The sequence below is a fragment of the bacterium genome (assembly GCA_020444325.1).
Classification (GTDB): domain Bacteria; phylum Bacteroidota; class Ignavibacteria; order SZUA-365; family SZUA-365; genus BM516.
Map to the genome: position 1 here is coordinate 113820 of JAHLLD010000005.1, position 19003 is coordinate 132822.

General features: G+C 58.4%; 17 protein-coding genes. 7 read left to right on the forward strand and 10 right to left on the reverse strand.

From position 1 onward, the window contains the following. Positions 1–109 precede the first annotated feature (109 nt). From hemB to KQI65_08615, 9 genes are all read right to left on the reverse strand, one after another. Complete coding sequence (gene hemB / locus KQI65_08575) at positions 110–1111, reverse strand: porphobilinogen synthase (protein MCB2204791.1); 1002 nt, start codon at positions 1109–1111, stop codon at positions 110–112. 240 nt (positions 1112–1351) lie between these two features. After that, positions 1352–2740 (reverse strand): protoporphyrinogen oxidase, encoded by a 1389-nt coding sequence (gene hemG, locus KQI65_08580; GenBank protein MCB2204792.1) that lies wholly within the window; start codon positions 2738–2740, stop codon positions 1352–1354. Further along, positions 2737–3750, reverse strand: a complete 1014-nt coding sequence (gene hemH / locus KQI65_08585) for a ferrochelatase (protein ID MCB2204793.1) — start codon at positions 3748–3750, stop codon at positions 2737–2739. Before hemH ends, hemG begins: the two co-directional genes overlap by 4 nt. Before the next feature lie 158 nt (positions 3751–3908). Beyond that, on the reverse strand, positions 3909–5306 hold the full coding sequence (gene hemN / locus KQI65_08590) for an oxygen-independent coproporphyrinogen III oxidase (GenBank protein ID MCB2204794.1): 1398 nt from the start codon (positions 5304–5306) through the stop codon (positions 3909–3911). A gap of 16 nt (positions 5307–5322) precedes the next feature. Further along, on the reverse strand, positions 5323–6381 hold the full coding sequence (gene hemE, locus KQI65_08595) for a uroporphyrinogen decarboxylase (protein MCB2204795.1): 1059 nt from the start codon (positions 6379–6381) through the stop codon (positions 5323–5325). Between the two features lie 166 nt (positions 6382–6547). Beyond that, positions 6548–7303: a uroporphyrinogen-III synthase gene (locus KQI65_08600; protein MCB2204796.1), complete on the reverse strand. Its 756-nt coding sequence runs from the start codon at positions 7301–7303 to the stop codon at positions 6548–6550. 4 nt (positions 7304–7307) lie between these two features. Then, positions 7308–8243 (reverse strand): hydroxymethylbilane synthase, encoded by a 936-nt coding sequence (gene hemC, locus KQI65_08605; GenBank protein ID MCB2204797.1) that lies wholly within the window; start codon positions 8241–8243, stop codon positions 7308–7310. Next, positions 8240–9529, reverse strand: coding sequence for a glutamyl-tRNA reductase (gene hemA, locus KQI65_08610; GenBank protein MCB2204798.1), 1290 nt, complete (start codon positions 9527–9529; stop codon positions 8240–8242). The genes hemC and hemA overlap by 4 nt, the downstream gene beginning before the upstream one ends. A gap of 56 nt (positions 9530–9585) precedes the next feature. Further along, positions 9586–10419, reverse strand: coding sequence for a cytochrome c biogenesis protein (locus KQI65_08615; protein ID MCB2204799.1), 834 nt, complete (start codon positions 10417–10419; stop codon positions 9586–9588). A gap of 313 nt (positions 10420–10732) precedes the next feature. Between KQI65_08615 and KQI65_08620 the strand changes: the two genes are divergently transcribed. The 3 genes from KQI65_08620 (at position 10733) to KQI65_08630 (ending at position 15572) form a co-directional block, all read left to right on the forward strand. After that, a complete protein-coding gene (locus KQI65_08620; protein ID MCB2204800.1) occupies positions 10733–11911 on the forward strand; it encodes a helix-turn-helix domain-containing protein in 1179 nt (392 codons plus the stop codon). A gap of 152 nt (positions 11912–12063) precedes the next feature. Next, complete coding sequence (locus tag KQI65_08625; protein MCB2204801.1) at positions 12064–12831, forward strand: hypothetical protein; 768 nt, start codon at positions 12064–12066, stop codon at positions 12829–12831. 446 nt (positions 12832–13277) lie between these two features. Beyond that, complete coding sequence (locus tag KQI65_08630; GenBank protein MCB2204802.1) at positions 13278–15572, forward strand: TonB-dependent receptor; 2295 nt, start codon at positions 13278–13280, stop codon at positions 15570–15572. Between the two features lie 41 nt (positions 15573–15613). Here KQI65_08630 and KQI65_08635 read toward each other — a convergent pair whose 3' ends face one another. Further along, positions 15614–16141 carry a hemerythrin domain-containing protein gene (locus tag KQI65_08635; protein ID MCB2204803.1) on the reverse strand — a complete coding sequence of 176 codons (528 nt, stop codon included), beginning with the start codon at positions 16139–16141 and terminating at the stop codon, positions 15614–15616. Positions 16142–16411: 270 nt separating this feature from the next. Between KQI65_08635 and KQI65_08640 the strand changes: the two genes are divergently transcribed. From KQI65_08640 to KQI65_08655, 4 genes are all read left to right on the forward strand, one after another. Beyond that, positions 16412–17125, forward strand: a complete 714-nt coding sequence (locus KQI65_08640) for a flavodoxin family protein (GenBank protein ID MCB2204804.1) — start codon at positions 16412–16414, stop codon at positions 17123–17125. 382 nt (positions 17126–17507) lie between these two features. Continuing rightward, positions 17508–17885 carry a hypothetical protein gene (locus KQI65_08645; protein MCB2204805.1) on the forward strand — a complete coding sequence of 126 codons (378 nt, stop codon included), beginning with the start codon at positions 17508–17510 and terminating at the stop codon, positions 17883–17885. A 157-nt stretch (positions 17886–18042) separates the two neighbouring features. Next, positions 18043–18426, forward strand: coding sequence for a nuclear transport factor 2 family protein (locus tag KQI65_08650; GenBank protein MCB2204806.1), 384 nt, complete (start codon positions 18043–18045; stop codon positions 18424–18426). A gap of 92 nt (positions 18427–18518) precedes the next feature. Next, entirely contained in the window at positions 18519–18980 is a 462-nt protein-coding gene (locus tag KQI65_08655; GenBank protein MCB2204807.1) for a VOC family protein, read from the forward strand. The last annotated feature ends 23 nt before the right edge of the window (positions 18981–19003 follow it).

Below are 19003 nucleotides of genomic sequence, written 5' to 3' on the forward strand. Positions count from 1 at the left end.
GATGTGTTCACCAACCCTTCTCAGCTCTATCACCAACGAATTGTCTCATTCCATGCCCGCATGCAGTGCGCACGGATTGCGGACGCCGTGCTGCGTGCAATCGCGGCCGTTACTTCTTCAACAGCGCCGCGGCATCCATCGCGAAGTATGTCAGTATCATATCGGCGCCTGCGCGCTTGATGCTCATCAGCGATTCGAGCATGACGCGGTCGTGGTCGATCCAGTTGTTCATCGCACCGGCCTTGATCATCGCGTACTCACCGCTCACCTGGTAGGCGGCCGTGGGCATGCCGAACTCATCCTTCACCCGGCGGATGATATCGAGGTAGGGTCCCGCCGGTTTGACCATGACGATGTCGGCACCTTCTTCGATGTCGATGGCGACTTCACGCATGGCTTCATTACTGTTCGCGGGATCCATCTGATGCGAGCGGCGGTCGCCGAAAGCCGGGGCCGAGTCGGCCGCGTCGCGGAAGGGACCGTAGTAGCCGGAGCTGTACTTCGCGGCATACGACATGATGGGAAGATTCGTAAAGCCGTTGTCGTCGAGTGTCTCGCGAATCACGGCCACACGCCCGTCCATCATGTCCGACGGAGCCACCATGTCCGCACCCGCTTCCGCATGCGACAGCGCCTCACGCGCCAGCAGTTCCAGTGTTGCATCGTTGACGATCTCCTCACCGCGCACGATGCCGCAATGTCCATGCGAGGTGTATTCGCACATGCACACATCGGTGGTCACCACCAGCTCGGGCACGGCTTTCTTGATTTTTTTCACCGCCTGCTGCACGACGCCATGGGGATCCCAGGCCTCGGAGCCCACTTCATCCTTATGCTCCGGAATGCCGAAGAGAATCACCGACGGAATGCCCAGTTTGTACACCTTGCGGCATTCCTTGACCGCTTCGTCCACGCTCAGGTTGAACACGCCGGGCATGGAAACCACTTCCTTGCGCACGCCCTTGCCGGGCACCACAAACAGCGGGTAAATGAAATCATGCGGCGTCAGCACGGTTTCCCGCACCATCGACCGCAAACCTTCCGTCATGCGCGTCCTGCGCGTACGGATGAAATTTGTATACGGGGTGTAAATGGAATCGCCTGTCTGCATGGGGTATGTCGTCGTATATGTGGGAAAATCGGTATCTACGCGCAAAGTACGGATTCACGGAGTATTGGGAAAGCTCTATCGAAAGATGGAATGATGGAATAATGGAAATACTCATCGTCCCCACGCTCTGCGTGGGGACGGGACATTCCCGCCGCTCTGCGGCGATTCGCGTATTGAATGAACGCAGAGCGTTCCGGATTTGCGTCCCCACGCAGAGCGTGGGGACGATGATGACGATATCTACCGCTCCAGGAGCTTGTCAACCACTGCATGGGCGGACTTCACGCAGTCGCCGACGGAGATGCCGCCGCGGTAGTTGGCGCAGTAGTGGAGTCCTGCAAAGCGCTCTTCGACGGACTCGACCTGGGACATGCGTTCGAGGTGTCCGTGCACGTACTGCGGGATGGCGTGCTTCCAGGCGGTGACGTATGAGAAGTCCGGCTGCATGGGTGTACCGAGCAATGCGCGCTGCTCTTCGAGCGCAGTCTGCAGAATTTCCTCATCGGGCTTCAGCGCTTCTTCGGGCTGACGCATGCCGCCCACAAAGGTGGTCAGATGCACGCGTCCCACGGGTGCGCGATGCGTAAAAATCGTACTCGAGAAAATTGTGCCGAGTATCCGGCGCTGCTCCACTTTCGGGATGAGGAAACCGAAGCCGTCGAGCGCATGCATGTCCGGGGTGGGAGTAAAGCCGGTGATGACTTCCGCCACGGCGGGATAGGGGATAGCGGCGAGAGTCTCCTCCAGTTCAGGAGCGAAGTCGCGGCTCAAGGCGCCGGCGGGAGCCGCGGGCGTTGCAATGATGAGCGCAGGAGCGGTGAATACTTTTTCCTCACCGTCATGCAACGCTTCGATGCGATAGCTGTTCCCTGCGTCCGTTTTTTCCACCCGTATGTGCTGCACGTCGACGGAATGCAGTTTCTGCGGCAGCTTCGCGGCCAGCGCATCGGTGAGCGTCTGCATGCCGTCGACAAACGAGAACATGCGCGCGCGCTGCTTTTCCGCCTCGCCGCTGCGCTTGCGTTCGCGAGCGCCGCGTATCTGTCCCTTGATCAGTCCACCATATTTCTGCTCCAGCGCGAACAGCTTCGGGAAGGCCGCACGCACGCTGAGCTGATCGGGATCGCCTGCATACACGCCGGCGACGAAGGGATTGATGGCGTAGTCGAGAAATTCCTGTCCCAGTCGGCGGCGGACGAACTCGCTGACCGTTTCCTGTGAATCGGGTGCCGAGGCTTTGCGGAAAGGCTCGCCAAACAGCGCGAGCTTGGCGCCGAGGGAAAACAGCTTCGTGGAAAGGAAGGCGGGGGGAGACATGGGTAAGGGACGCAATTCTCCGTCGCGCAGGATGAACCTGTTCTTCGAGGCGTCCGATGCGTAGAGCTTGCGGTCTTCCACCCCGGCATCGCGAATGAGTTCGGTGAGCAGCGGCGTGGTTTCCAGCGTGGAGTTGGGGCCGGCTTCGATCAGCCATTCCCCGTCGCGATCGCTGCGGATGGCGCCGCCGAAACGCGGGGCTTTTTCGAGGAGAAGGACGCGGCGTCCCGCCTCCTGCAGCCGATAGGCGCAGGTGAGTCCGGAAATGCCGGCGCCGATGACAATGACGTCGGGCTGTGATGTGTCGTTCATAGGTGCTTCTTCTGTAATTCTTCCCTGCGCTGCATGCGCGTGATGATCTGCGACGAAAGCGCTTCGATATACTCGTCGGCGTCGTTGAGTGCGGGCATGATTTCGAAATGCTCGATGCCCGCCTGCATGGCGTCCTCTCGCAGATCGATGCCCAGCTCATGCAGCGTTTCAATGTGATCGGTGACAAAGGCAATGGGTACGACCAGCAGATCGCGCACGCCCGCAGCGGCGAGTTCTTTTGTTTTTTCCACGGTGTCAGGCGTCAGCCACTTGGCGGGACCCACTTTACTCTGGAAGCTCAGGTGATAGGGAAGTCCGTCATCGCGCCGCTGCATGACTTCTTCCATCGTTTCACGGATCTGGTGACTGTAGGGATCGCCTTCCTCGACCAGGCTTACGGGCGTGCCATGCGCGCTGAACAGCAGGGTGACGCCCGACCGCCTGTCGGCGGGAAAACGGGCGATACCTTCGTCGATGCGACGGTTCAGCGCCCGGATGAAGGCGTCATGCGTGGGATAGGCTTTCACGCTCTGCACTTTGAACGCGCGATTGCCCTGTGCCCGGTGCAGATCGCGCCAGGTCTTGAAGCAGGATCCCGTGGTGGTTTTCGAATAATGAGGATACAGCGGCATGAGGAAAACGCGGTCGTAGCCATCCTGCTGCAGCGACTGCATGGCTTCCTCAATGAAGGGATGCCAGTAGCTGAAGCCGACTTTCACGCGCACGCGGGTGCGATCGCCGTAGTGGGATTTCAGACGCTCTTCCAGCGCCAGCGCCTGCTGCTGCGAGAGTTCGGCAATCGGCGACTTCCCGCCGATCATCTCATAATTCTTTTTCACCACTTCCGCCCGGCGTTTTGCAATGAAGCGCGCCAGCGGCTTGCGTGCGAATTCCATTGGACCGAAGGAAATGATCTCCCGGTCCAGGAAGAGGTTCTCCAGAAACGGCCGCACGCTCTCCAGCGACGTCGGTCCGCCCATGTTCAGTAGTATGACACCGAGGTTGTCCATAGGGTCGTTTATCTAAGGTACATCGTCCCCACGCTCTGCGTGGGGACGCAAACATGAACGCTCTGCGTTCATCTGAACTGTGAATCGCCGCAGAGCGGCGGGGATGCTACGTCCCCACGCAGAGCGTGGGGACGATGAACACCAAAGACTGCGCCAACCTACACGGTTTTAGAAAACAGCTGCTTCTCCAGCTGCTCGGGCAGGTAGGCGTCGAACGCCATGGCCACGTTGCGGATGACCAGCACGCCCATTTCGCTGGTGGTGATGCGGTCGTCAGTGATCTGCACGATGCCGTCGTCTACCAGCTCGGTGAGACGCGGATAGGCGTCTGCGAAATATTCGTCGAAGACGATGTTGTATTTCTTCTCTATTGCGCGCTTGTCGAGTTCGAAGTCGCACATGAGCGTCATGATCACATCGCGGCGCAGCAAGTCGTCGTCCGACAGACGGTAGCCGACATGGGTGGCGGGACGACCTTCATCCATCGCCTCGTAATACTCGGGCAGCGTCTTCAGGTTCTGCGCGTACATGCGGTCGAACTGCCCGATACTCGTGATACCGAAGCCGTAGAGATCCGCTCCGGCATGTGTCGTGTATCCCTGGAAATTCCGGTACAGCGAACGGTTAGCCTGCGCCACGGCAAGTTCATTGTCGGGCTTGGCGAAATGGTCCATTCCCACGTAGCGGTAACCCGCGGCGTTGAGCATCTCGATGGTGCGCACCGTGATGCGCAGCTTCTCTTCGGGCGTCGGCAGGTCTTCGGCCTTGATGAGGGACATATGCTTTTTCATCCACGGCACATGCGCGTAGTTGAACACGGCGATGCGGTCGGGATCGATGTCGATGATGCGCTCCAGCGTTTCCTCGAAGGTCTCCACGGTCTGGAACGGCAGTCCGTAAATCAGGTCGAGGTTGATGCTCTCGAAGCCCAGCTCGCGCGCCCAGTCAAGCACCTCGCGTGTCATATCCTCAGGCTGGATGCGGTTGACGGCTTCCTGCACGCGGGGATTGAAATCCTGCACGCCCATGGACACCCGGTTGAAGCCGCCTTCCTTCAAGGCCACGAGATGATCGCGTGTCATTTCCCGCGGATCGATTTCCACCCCGGCTTCAATGTTTTCGGCGAAGGGAAAGAGCTTCTGCGTGTGGAAGGCCAGGTCGCGGATTTCGTCGGGATTCAGGTACGTGGGGGTGCCGCCGCCCCAGGCGATCTGCACGACCTCGCGGTCGGAGCGGATCATGGGACGCAGCATATCCATTTCCTTCTTCACGTACTGCACGTAGTTATTGATTTTTTTGCGGTCGCGCGTGACCATCATGTTGCAGCCGCAGAAATAGCAGAGGGTGTCGCAGAAGGGAATGTGGAAATACAGCGAAAGCGGCGGAGGATTTTCCGCGGCGTTCGTGCGTTCGACTTCCGCGAGGTAATCGTCGGAGGTGAAGTCCGTGGAAAACACCGGCGCGGTGGGATAACTGGTGTAGCGGGGACCCGGACGCGAATACTTCTTCAGCAGTCCGGTATCGAGATTCTGAAACTGATGTACGGCCGTACTCATGAGGTCCTTCTTTCTTTTATTCCTGTTCTTCCGCGCGGAGTTCGGTGGAAATTTCTTTCACTGCTTCGATCATGGCTATCGCGTGTGCGGGCGGCACGGTCGGCAGAATGCCGTGGCCGAGATTGAAAATGTGTCCGGGATGATTCCCGAAATATTCGAGAATGCGGCGCACTTCGGCGCGAATGCTGTCGGGGGAGGAATACAGCGCCACGGGATCCATGTTGCCCTGCAGCGCCACATGCGCACCGATCAGCGAGCGCACCTCGCCGATGTCCACGGTCCAATCGAGTCCCACCACATCCGCGCCGCTGCTGGCCATTTCCGCGAAACAGGCATTGGCGCCCTTGGCGAAAAGGATGACCGGCACGTCGCTGTTCGCTTTCACATGCTCGATGATCTGCATCATGTAGGGAAGGGAGAATTCGAGGAAGGCGTCCTTGCTCAGTATCCCCGCCCAGGAGTCGAAAATCTGCACGATGTCCGCTCCTGCTTTTGTCTGCAGCACGAGGTATTCGCTGACAGCCTTCGTCAGTTTCTCGAGCAGCGCATGCAGGGCGGTGGGATTGTCGTACAGCATGCCCTTCACGGTTTCGAAGTTTTTCGAACCACCGCCCTCGACGGCGTACGAAGCCAGCGTCCACGGTGCACCGGCAAAACCGATGAGCGGAACGCGGTCGTCGAGCTGCTTCTTGGTCAGCGCAAGCGCGTCGTACACATACTGCAGACGCTCGGGCGCCGCAGCGGCGTCGAGCTTTGCGATGTCGGCTTCCGAACGCAGGGGAGAGGGGAAACGCGGACCGCCTTTTCCTTCCTCCACCAGCAGTTCCATACCCATCGCTTCGGGAATGACGAGGATGTCGGAAAAAATGATCGCGGCGTCCACTCCCACGAGATCCACCGGCTGAATGGTGACTTCCGCCGCCAGCTCCGGCGTACGGCACAGCGTGAGGAAATCGGCCTTCGCGCGCACCGCGCGGTACTCGGGCAGATAGCGTCCCGCCTGCCGCATCATCCACACCGGTGTGCGTTCCGTTTTCTCCCGTCTCGCCGCCCTCAACAACAGATCATTCTTCATAAGATTCCATATTCCATATTACAGATATCAAATTGCAGATGTCAGATTACAGATTACAAACTCAGTAGGAGCAGGGATTGCTTCCTTCTGTGTGTTCAGGGGTGTTTACTCTTCCGCGGAAGCAATCCCTGAAAATTGCAATCTGTCATTTGCAATCTGCAATCTGTCATTCGTCCTGCATCGCCTCGGCGATGCTCTCCGCCAGGGATTCCGCGGTTTGTTGCGGGGCGATGATGTCGACCCGGAGTCCGCGGGATTCGGCTTCGGCCGCTGTGGTGTCGCCGATGACGGCGATGCGCGTTTCGAGCTGCGTCCACTGCGGGAGCGCCTCGCGAAACTGCCGCACGGCCGAGGGCGAAAAAAATGCGGCGCAGTCGAAAGCGTGCAGCGCGGCAGCCTGCTGCAGCTTCTCAATATCGGCGTCCAGTGCAGGCAGCGTACGATAGGCGGTGACCTGGTCGACGTCGGCTCCGCGCTCGCGAAGGACCTGCACGAGTTCATCGCGAGCGATATCCGATGTCGGCTGTAGGTAGCGCTTGCCGCGTACGTCGGACATTTCCTCGGCCAGCGTTGCGCCGTAGTAGGAGGAGGGGATGTCCTGCGTGTGCAATCCTGCCTCTTTCACTGCTGCGGCGGTTTTGGCTCCCACCACATGCAGCGGTGGAAGCATATGCTCTTCAATCCCGCAGTCCGGCAATCGGCGCGCGAACCAGCGCACAGCCTGCACGCTGGTGAGAATAATGCCGTCGTACTCGGCGAGCCTCGCGAGCGCGTCATCCAGCGGCGACCACGACTCCGGTGCCGCGATGCGGATCAGCGGGATGCGCATCGCCGTGATGCCGGCGTCCCGCAGTATGCGCTCGAATGCGGGCGTCGCTTCGGGACGGGTGTAAAGGACGCTGTGCATGCCGTCCTTCGCCATCGCGCTAGCCCTGCTCCTTGCGGATGGCGTCGAGTATCTCGCGCGCGCCATTGGCGAGCAGCTTGCGTCCCACGCGCCTGCCCAGTGCAGCGGCGGTGGCGGGATTCTGCGTTGTGCCGCGCGTATCGAGGCGCACGGTGCCGTCGACAGAAGCCACCATGGCATCGAGCGTCAGTTTGCCGTCAATCATGCGCGCCCAGGCGCCGATCGGAATCTGGCAGCCGCCTTCGAGTTCGTGCAGCAGCGCGCGTTCCGCAGCGGCAGCGGCGGCGGTGAGGTCATGATTGAGCGCGCGCACATAGCGCGCCGTCATCTCGTCGTCGTCGCGGATCTCGATGCCGAGCGCACCCTGTCCCACGGCGGGAAGCATGAGGTCGGTTGGAATGATCTGCGCGATGCGATTGGCCCAGCCCATGCGTTCGACGCCGGCATAGGCGAGCATCATGCCGTCCCATTTCGATTCCCGGAATTTCTTCATTCGCGTATTCAGGTTGCCGCGGATGTCGACGATTTCGAGATCGGGACGCAGGTGCTTGAGCTGCGCGGTGCGACGCAGACTGCCCGTGGCGATCACCGCGCCTTCGGGGAGGTCCTCAAGCGATTTCCATTTCTTCGAAATCAGCACGTCGTTGACCTTCTCGCGCGTAGTGATGGCCGCGATACGGAGTCCTTCAGGTGTCTCCGTCGGCAGATCCTTGAGACTGTGCACCGCGATATGCGCGCGTCCATCGAGCAGCGCATTTTCGATTTCCTTGGTGAACAGTCCTTTATCCCCGATTTTCGACAGGGCCTGGTCGAGGATTTTATCCCCTTTCGTCTTGAGCTTGAGCAGCTTCACTTCGAGGCTGCGGAAGCGTTTCTGCAGGCGGTCGCGAACGTATTCGGCCTGCCAGAGGGCGAGTGCGCTGTCGCGCGTGGCGATGACGAGCTGTGTTTTCATGAATCCTGTGAAGCTTGGTTATCCGAAGCCGCATCCTCCTCGCTCAGGTCGAACAGGTCGCGCACGAGCTGAATGCGGTTGCTGAGTTCCCCACTGTCCTGCGCCGGCTTGCGTATGCCGACCATGGTGGGATGCAGCAGTTTATTGATGATGCGCCGTGTGAGCATTTCCACGGCGTCGACGGACTCGGGATCGATCTTGTTGAGGAAACGCTGCATCTCGGCGGCGCGCACCTGTTCGAATTTCTCGCGCAGCTGCTGAATGGTGGGCGTGGCTTCCAGCGAATTGTACCAGAGGAAGAAGTTGACCACTTCCTCGGTGACGATGGATTCTGCCCGCGGCAGTTCCTGCCGGCGCTGTTCGAGATTCTGATCGATGATGTTCTGTATGGCGTCAAGGTCCTTGAGAAACACGTTCCCCAGCGTATTGATCTTCGGATCAATATCCCGCGGCACCGCGAGATCGAGCATGAGCAGGGGACGATTCTGCCGCTTCTTCATGGCCGACTTCACCATGTCGTAGGTGATCACCGGCTCAGTGGCCGAGGTGGCGGACACCACGATGTCGAATTCGGAGAGGACCTCACTGAAGCTTTCGAAGCGCAGCGGATGCGCATGCAGTTCTTCGGCCAGCGTGACAGCAGTTTCCCAGGTGCGGTTGGTGATGCTCATACGCTCGGCGCCTTTGCTCAGCAGGTGCCGGGCTGCGAGGGCGGAAGTTTCGCCCGAGCCGACGATAAGCACATTCTTGCGATGGAGGTCGGAGAAAATCTTGGTGGCGAGGTCCACCGCCGCGAAGCTGATGGACACCGCGCCGATACCGATGGCGGTTTCCGCGCGCACGCGTTTGCCCGCATGCAGCGCGCCCATGAAGGCATGGTTGAAAATGTTGCCTACGCTGCCGCGTTCGGCCGAAAGCTCGTACGCATGTTTGACCTGCGCGAGAATCTGCATGTCTCCCAGGATCTGCGAATCGATGGCCGACGACACCTTGAACAGATGGGAAATCGCACCGCAGGTGAAGAGGCGGAAGAAATGTTCATCCTTCAGCTTCTCTTCGGGACGCAGCGCGCGCAACGCATCGATCAGGCGTTGTCCATCAGTCTCATCATCCATCGTCACCGCATACAATTCCGTGCGGTTGCAGGTGGAGACAATGCTCGCTTCCTGAAACAGCGTGCCCGTGTACCGCGCGAGGAAATCACCGATTTCCTCCTCGGTCAGATGCAGGCATTCCCGGAGTTCAACGGGAGCGGTGTGGTGATTGACGCCGACAGCGTAAATCATGCCCGAAGCCCTTTCTCCTCTACTGTCCTGTCATCTCGTGTGCGCACAATTTCCTTTCACATGAAACGGTGGAATTCACTGAGAAACGCATTGACGACCGTCATCGACACAATGGCGAAGGCGAAACCGCCGATGGCGATTTTCACGATGCTCTTTCCGTCGACTTTCATCACGTAATGCGCGAGCAGCATGGCGGCATACAGCAGCCAGGAAATGCCCGTCGCGATGAGTTTGGGGTCGTGATACGAGAAATTATCATATACGAGCGGAAGCGAGATCACGCCGATGCCCATGGAGACAGTGAGGAAAAGGAATCCAACGAGGGACGAGAGCACCGTCATGTTCTCCAGGGTTTCGAGCGAGGGGAGGTTCTTGTAAATCGAACCGAAGCCGCCGCTTTTCAGCTCGCGATACATCAGCAGATACATCACGCCGTGCATGGCGCCGAGGGCGAAGCCCGCATAGCCAAAAATGGCGAAACTGACGTGGAATCCAACACCCATGTTGGAAAGCACGGGATTCGGATCGCCCGAGCTCGGCAGCTTCATGACGACGGAGGACACCAGCTCCAGCACCGCAGCCATGGTGAGTATGAACACTCCCGTCCCACGCTCGCCCGTGCGCAGCTCCAGTACCGTATAGGTCAGCGCCAGCGTAAAGGCGATCAGCGACATGATTTCGAACGGTGTCGTCACCATGCAGCGTCCATATTCCGCCGTATGCATGCCGATATAGAGGAAATGCGTGGTCACGGTGCCCAGCAGCAGCCGCGTCTTCCATTTCCCGGAAATCGCATCGCAGCGCTGGAAATCCATCGCATACATGAAGCTCGTCAGCACATATCCAACGGGCAGCAGCACTTCGGCTATACTATTTAAAAGATGTATCACGTACGCTTCCGTAATTCGGATACTGTAAATCAGAATAAAGTACGGAAAAATAGCAAAATAATGCAGTGCAATCCTCCGCACCTCATCGTCCCCACGCCCCTTCGTCCCCACGCTCTGCGTGGGGACGGGCATTCCCGCCGCTCTGCGGCGATTGCCGGAATATATGAACGCAGAGCGTTCAGGGTTTGCGTCCCCACGCTGGAGCGTGGGGACGATGCATGGAGCGTGGGGACGATGCATGGAGCGTGGGGACGATGCACAATCTGTGATCTGCATTCTGTCATCTGCGATCTGTAATCTGTAATTTGCGATCATGGAACAGATCAACAACGTGGCATTAATCCTGGGCATCGCGCAGAGCGCGTTCCTGGCGCTGCTGCTGAGGCGGCGGCACTGGAAGCTGTATGCGAACCGGGTGCTGGCGGCGCTGATGGCGCTGTATGGATTGATACTGCTGAATCTGCTGCTGCAGGACGTCGGCGCGTTCGAGGCGCATCCGAAGCTGTGGCTGCTGCTGAGCGGATTACCGCTGGCCACGGGTCCGCTGCACTACCTGTACGCCCGGCACCTGATCCATCCCGAGCGGCGGCTGCGTCCTGCGGACGTCATCCATCTCATTCCCTTCTTCCTCTACAAATTCTCCGAAGTCCCTCTGCTGTTCGCGACGGATGCGGCCATGGGACGGCTGCTGGCGGACGTGGCGGCGAGCGGACTCCCCACGCGCTTCCTCTATTTCAACTGGATCATCATCGTGCAGGGGGTGGGATATCTGAGCGGGACACTGCTCATGCTGCAGCGGCATGCGCACGGACTCGAAGATGTGGTTTCCTCCGCCGATCAGCTGCGCCTGACCTGGCTGCGCAATATCACGCTGCTCGCCCTGCTCGCCTGGCTGCTGTTCATGACAGAGTACATTTTCTATCTCAACGACATCCTCCTCGCCGAGCGCTTCGGTATTTCCGGTATTCTCGGCGGCGTGATGGTGTATGCGATGGGGTATATGGGACTCTCACGCTCCGAAGTGCTCGAGGCCCCGGCAATGTCCGCTTCAATGGAAGCCCTCTCGCATTACCGGGAAGCGGGTCCCACCGTCGTCGTTCCCCCGGCGTATGCGCGATCGGGACTCGCCGAAGAGCGCGCCATCGCCGCGGAAGGCGTGCTGCATGCGCTGCTGGAAGAGGAGCACGTGTATCGCGACAGTGGACTCACACTTCCTGCACTCGCCCAGCGCATGGAAATCTCTCCGCACAACCTCTCGGAAGTCATCAACACCCGCTTTGGACAGAATTTCTCGGATCTCATCAACAGCTATCGCGTGCGCGAGGTCAGCGAACGCCTCGCCGACCCGGAATCGCAGCAATTCACCATCCTCGCCATCGCTTTCGACGCCGGTTTCAATTCTAAAACCTCCTTCAACACCATTTTCAAGCGCCATACCGGCATGACGCCCTCCACCTGGCGTGAAACCCGTCTCAAATATGGCAGTGACTAGCCAGTTCTATAAATGACTCGCCAGTCATTATTCTGACCAAGCGGTCATTCGCCGAAAATTCACTCAAAACGCCCCCGAAATCTTGTATCCAGCCGATTTTCTTGCGATGTTTGGCGGAACGCATCCTTCCACGCATCCGGGGGACGAAGCTCATGCGCCATATTTCCATCCTTCTACTTTTCCATCTTTCCATTTTCCTGCTCACGCCCCAGCTCCAGGCCCAGCGGGTGAAGAAGGATACCGTGCCGAGGGATCCGGCCGGGACGTCGATGTTCGTGATGCCGACGGGAAGGACGCTGCCCGGGGGAACGGGGTCGATCGGACTCGCGGCGCCGTACATCCCGTACGCCGCGTACAGTGTTGCCGACAACTGGCAGATCAGTGCGGGCGGGGTGTATGTGTTCACCACCGTCGAGGATGTGGGTGAGGAATACTACTCCTACCTGTTCCTCAAGCACACGCTTTTCGACGACCGCGGCACCAGCATGGCTGTGGGCGGCGCGGTGATGTTCTGGGGAAGGGAGTCCGTCGATGGACCCTATCCCGGGTGGAAGCAGGTCGCCATTCCCGGCGGCTTCGCGGTGATGACATTCGGGACCGAGTCGAGCGCGCTGACGCTGGGACTCGGCTTCGCCAATATCGAAGGTGGCTTCGGGATCGGACTGCAGGAGGGACTGTTCTCGGGAATCGGACTCGGCTATGAAACGCGCATCGCGCCCGAGTGGAAACTCATGACAGAGCATTTCCTGAACGTCTTCGGCTCAGGCACCCTTCACACCTTCGGCGTGCGCTACATGGTCGGACGCGCAGCCTTCGACATGGGACTCATCGTCGTCCCCAATGGCGACGTCCAAATTCCCACCGGCACGAAGATTCCCCGTGCGCTGCCCATGGTGAGCGTGTCGATTCACATCGGGTAAACTTCGAGACCTCGTGCAAGTCTGATAGCAGGTAGTTTCGTCCCGCACGGCGGGACGAGGTGTTTCGCCTGCGGCGAGTTCTTTCGCCTGCGGCGAGGAGTTTCGCCTGCGGCGAGGAGTTTCGCCTGCGGCGAGGAGTTTCGCCTGCGGCGAGGAGTTTCGCCTGCGGCAAGGAGTTTCGCCTGCGGCAAGGTGTTTCGCCTGCGGCGAGTTCTTTCCTCCCCCGCCAAGCGGGGAGGAGGTATTTCTTCAAAAACTGCTCCGCGTCAGCGGAGCAAATGCCTGAGCGGAGCGAAAAGAACGCCGCGACAGCGGCAATACCCTTTTAACGAGTTCAATCCCAGAGGATAGTACTCCCACAGCGGGTTCCAACTGCTGGGATGGGGCTATGCGCGCGCGTATTAAGGCTATGTTGCGGACCTGTTTTTCATCAGGAAAGGAAATCCATGCGTCCGCTGTTCACCGCACTTCTGTTTTTCACCCTCATCATCTCATCCGTCCATGCACAGGAAAGTGCGCACGGCAGCATCCATGGAAGCGTGGTAGATACGCGAAGCGGACAGCCGCTGGCGGGAGCGAATGTGTATCTGCCGGATGCGCAGCGCGGTGCGGCGTCTGATGCGGACGGGAAGTTCAGAATCGAGGATATTCCGGCGGGAAGTTACCGCGTGCGTGTGAGTGCCATCGGTTATGAGACACTGATGCAGACGGACGTTATCGTGCGTCCCTCGCGCGGCACCGAACTCGTGCTGCGCCTTCGCGAGGCGGTGTTCGAAACGGGCGAGGTGGAAATCACGGCGGACTATTTCCGGCAGTCGGAGGAATCGTCCGTCAGCGCTGCGCAGTTTTCGGGGGAGGAAATCCGCCGCGCGCCCGGATCGGCAGGGGACGTCAGCCGCATCATGATGGTGCTGCCCTCGGTGGCCAAGGTGAACGATCAATCGAACAGTCTGATCGTGAGGGGAGGGAGTCCGCTCGAAAACGCCTTCTTCGTCGACGGCATTGAAGTACCCAACATCAATCACTTCCCGGCGCAGGGCGCGAGCGGGGGTCCGCTGGGCATGCTGCCGGTGGACATGATTCGCGAGGTGAACTTCATCGCCGGTGGCTTCCCCGTGCGATGGGGCGACCGGCTGTCGTCGGTAATGGACATCAGTTTCCGCGAGGGCAGCAGGGATGCACTGGAAGCGCAGGCGGATCTGAACTTTGTCGGATTTGGCGGGCTCGTGGAGGGACCGCTGGGCGCCGACGGTTCCTGGTTGCTCTCAGTCCGTCGCAGCTATCTCGACCTCATCGTATCCGCCATAGATATCGGCACCAGCGTCGCTCCGTGGTATGGCGATGCGTCCTTCAAGCTCGCGTATGACATTTCCCCGAAGCATCGCGTAAGTCTGCTCGCGCTGTGGAGCGATGATCACAACGACCCCGACGCCGAGACCGCGGCGGAAAACGACATGCAGTATTTCGGGCGGCAGGACATTTACAACGCGACGTCCGGCATCACCTGGCGCGCGCTGTGGGGAAAGGACACGTGGAGTGAGAGCAGTGTGTCGTGGACCGGCATGCGTTTTCGCGAGCATTTCCTGAAGACCGGATCCGAGGCGCTGCTGCTGGACAACAGGTCGGACGAACACTGGATCTCCCTCCGCACACGCACGCAGCATCGTTTCTCGCGAGAATTCAGCATCGAAGCCGGTGCAGACGCTAAGCTGCTGCGCAACAGTTATGACAATACGTACGGAGGAGTGCCGGATGTGCTGGGGGGAAGTCAGTCCGTCATACGCGCCCGCGGCGACGCCGACGGCAGTCTCTCAGGAATCTACGCGACGCTGCAGTTGACCCCCATCGAACGGCTCGACGTTTCGCTCGGACTCCGTGCCCAGCACAATTCCATCAATGAGAGCACGACGCTCGAACCCCGCGCATCCGCAGTGCTGCAGCTGACGCAGCGGTGGACGCTGAGCGCATCGGGGGGATTGTACACGCAGTCCCTCCCCCTGTTGCTGCTTTCCCAGAATCCTGCGCACCGGAATCTTCCCGATCCTCGTGCGCTGCACGGCGTACTCGGCACATCCTACCTGCTCACCGCCAGCACGCGCGTTTCGCTGGAGGGATACCTCAAGAAGTACGACCGTTTCCCGGTGGATCCCGCCGCGCCCGGACTCTTCGTGGTGGATGAGATGTCCTACCGTTACGGCTTCTTTTCCGCGCATGAACATCTCGTGCCTGAGGGAAAAGCCTTCTCGCGCGGACTCGAGCTCACCGTGCAGAAAAAACTTGCCGAAGATTTCTATGGCATGGCCAGCGCCGGATGGTCCACCGCCCGTTACACCGGACTCGACGGCATCGAGCGTGATCGCGCCTACGACAACCGTCTGCTCTTCAGCATCGAGGGCGGCTACAAGCCCAGTGCGGAATGGGAATGCAGTCTGCGCTGGATATACGCCGGCGGCGTTCCTTACACCCCCATCGACCTGGAAGCGTCGATTGCCGCGCGGCAGGAAGTCCTCGACCCCACCCGCATCAACGCCCTGCGCCACCCCGATTACCACAGCATGAACATCCGCATTGACCGCCGTTTCAATTTCTCCCGTTCCAGCCTCACCGCCTACATCTCCATCTGGAACCTCTACGACCGCCGCAACATCGCCGCCCACATCTACGATGACGAAAACAAATCCATCAAGACATTATACCAATGGGGCCTCCTCCCAATCTTTGGTATCGAATGGGAGATATAGAAGTACGTACACGTTAGCGACGTGCGAGCGAAGCGAGCACCTTATTTCCCTTCGTGACTCGGTGTCTTGGTGTCTTTGAGCTCACAAGATAATTTCTCCCAGTCATACCCGGCCCGTGCAATCATCTCCCTCGCATGCTCCATCGCATCCCCTTCGGGCACGGGCAGCTCCGGATCAGGATACTCCTGCATTTTTGCCAGTAATTCCGGCTGCTCGGTTTGCGAGCATTGATCCAGGACGTCATACATCGTGCGGTTCGTCTCCTCCAGCAGCTTATGCTTGTCGAGCAGTGCGCGTAGCACCGCCAGCACTTCCCCGGTCGGCTCCAGCACCAGCAGCGCGGCAATCGCGCTATGCTCATACTGAATCTGCCGGATGGCGAAGAATCCGCCTTCCGCCTTCTCCTTGATCAGCGGAATCACGAACTCCTCCTCGATCACCGCATGTCTGTACTGATAGAGACGAAAAACCTCGTACGCCTCCCTGTCCACCGTCCCATTTGGCGTTGCCGCCGCCAACAATGCATTGAGCCGTTTGTGATCATCGGTCAGATACGCAGAAGGAAGCATAACGCAGGTACTCTGCATTCGGTGGGACATCAGGCGCGATAAATTATTGAAAAAATAGAAATTATAAAATGCTGGATACGACGTTCCACCTCCGATGATCCTTCAAGTGCATAAGATCCGGACGCTGCTCAGAAGTAGCACTGCAGCAGCAGTGCGTTTCCCTCGGATATCCCCTTGCATTCGCGGAGTCATATCCCAATATTTCTCCTGTCATCATTTTATTGATTTTTTCAGCACGGCTATCGATCCGTGCTCAGAAAGAAGGCCATCATGAACGGATTTACAGACCTCCGTGCTCTATATATCAACACGTCGCTCAAGAAGAAACCGGAAGACAGTCATACGAGGCTGCTTCTCCGTGCCTCCGCCGAAATCATGCGGAAAAACGGGGTTGGTGTCGAATTCATACATTTCGCATCGCACGATGTTGCGCCGGGGGTGTACCCTGATATGACGGAGTACGGATTGGAGCGGGATGAATGGCCGGCGATCTGGGAGAAGGTGAAGGCGGCCGACATTCTGATTGTCGGAACGCCGATCTGGCTGGGAGAAGAGAGCTCGCTGTGCCGCCTGCTTATCGAACGGTTGTACGCAATGTCCGCTATGCTCAATGAGAAGGGACAGTCGATTTATTACGGAAAGGTCGGGGGCTGCGCCATCACTGGAAATGAGGATGGAATCAAACATACAGCGATGACCATCGGGTTCTCCCTCAATCACCTCGGGTACACCCTGCCGCCGCAGGCGGATTGCGGGTGGATTGGGGAAGCGGGTCCGGGTCCCTCATACGGCGATCCCACCGACGATGGGGGACGCGTCGGCTTCGACAACGACTTCACACAGCGAAACACGACCATCATGACCTGGAACTGCATGCATCTGGCACGGATGCTCAGGGAATCTGATGGAATTTCAAACGAAGGAAACAATCGTGAAGCGTGGAAAGCGGGTGAACGTTTCGGCTTCGAAAACCCGGCAGACTAGATTATTTCAACCATCCTGATTTTCACACAACAGCAGAGTGCCATCATGACCTCAGACGCGGAAGCGCACAGGAGCATTGTGATCGCTTTTTGCCACTGAAAGCATGGTTCCGGAAAGCTGGGCGGGGGGAACGTTTAGTGACTCGCTTATGTTATAAGGTAATAAGACGTTAAACCCTGATAAATAGCCGTTCCGGCGCGTCGCCAGATGCGTCCCCCGGCCCCTGCGGCCATTATTGATGAGGAACACTATTTGCGGTATCCGGGCGATTTCGGGGAACTGCTTGAACACCACGACTTGAACACTACCACGCGGCAATACACGGGAGCTGTTCCGCCTGACACCCATTATTCGGGTGAAATGTCTGTAAATAGAGGTTCCCATGTCTTACGAAGTTATCGTCGAAGAGTGTGACGGCGTGCTGCGAGTGCAGGTTAGTGGGGATAGAGCGGTTGGAAGCACTTCAAGGAACGCAGAATCCATGTTTCGCAAAATTTCGATTGCCAGTAAAGAAACGGGTCTTCATCGAATACTCGTGATCTCGAAAATCACGGGATCACTCTCTACGATGAGCGTTTTCGAAACAGCGGCATCGCTGGGTGAATACGGAATTGAGTTGGGATGGAGGATCGCGCTCGTGAATCTGGATTATCCATCTCGGATGCAACTGGAATTTGGAATGACTGTCGCTGTCAACAGAGGCACCGGCATAAAGATGTTCGACACGGAAAAGGAAGCCATGGAGTGGCTGACCAGCTGACACTGCCGAATGGCACTGAAGCTGCATTCCGTCGTTGCGAAGATCACTGCTCGAGTGGCGCCTTGAATTGCATTCCTGTGCGTTCTTGCATTTACAGGCGCAGGTGAGAATATTGACTTCATACCCCGCATATCTCACACAACAGCAGAGTGCCATCATGACTGCAGACGCGGAAGCAAACAAGAGCAACGCGATCGCCTTTTACCGCATGGCGTATTCCGGCGATCCGAAGGGCGCCGTCGAGAAATACGTCGGCGATGACTACATACAGCACAATCCACTGGTAGGGAACGGCAAGCAGTCTTTCATCGACTACTTCACCGAGATGCAGCAGCAGTACCCGGACAAATCAATCGAGTTCGTCCGCGCCGTTGCCGAAGGCGACCTCGTCGCCCTGCACACGCATCAGGTCTGGCCGGGCAACGACGAATGGGTGACGATGGACTTCTTCCGCTTCGACGCCGCCGGCAAAGTCGTCGAGCACTGGGACTGCATCCAGCAAATCCCATCCGAAACCAGGAACGGCAACACGATGTATTGAAACCGTATCCGCGGAACGGATACAATTCACAGTCCAAATGAGCCGGCGGCAGGGCTCAGCAGTATGCATAAAATTCCCAAGGAGATATACCGATGTCAAAAGTGACACCATTCCTGATGTTCAACGATCAGCTAGAAGCAGCAATTGAATTTTATACCGCGACGTTCCCTGATTCCAGAGTGGAGAACATCGCGCGTTCCGGGGATGACGGACCGATCACTTCCGCCGAATTCGTTATTGGCGGACAGTCCTTCATGGGCTACAACGGCGGTCCGCACTTCAATTTCTCCCAGGGATTCTCCCTGTTCGTCGACTGTGAAGACCAGGAGGAGGTTGACGAGTACTGGAACAAGCTCGTCGACGCCGGCGCGACCTCAATGCAGTGTGGCTGGATCACCGATCAGTTCGGTCTCACATGGCAGATTGTTCCGAGGCGTTTCATGGAACTCATCAACGATCAGAACCCTGACAAGGTAAAGGCCGTGATGGATGCCATGTTGAAGATGGTAAAGCTCGACGTTGCGGAACTCGAGGAAGCGTACGAACGGGCATGACGATCAGCGACGACAACGCGTAC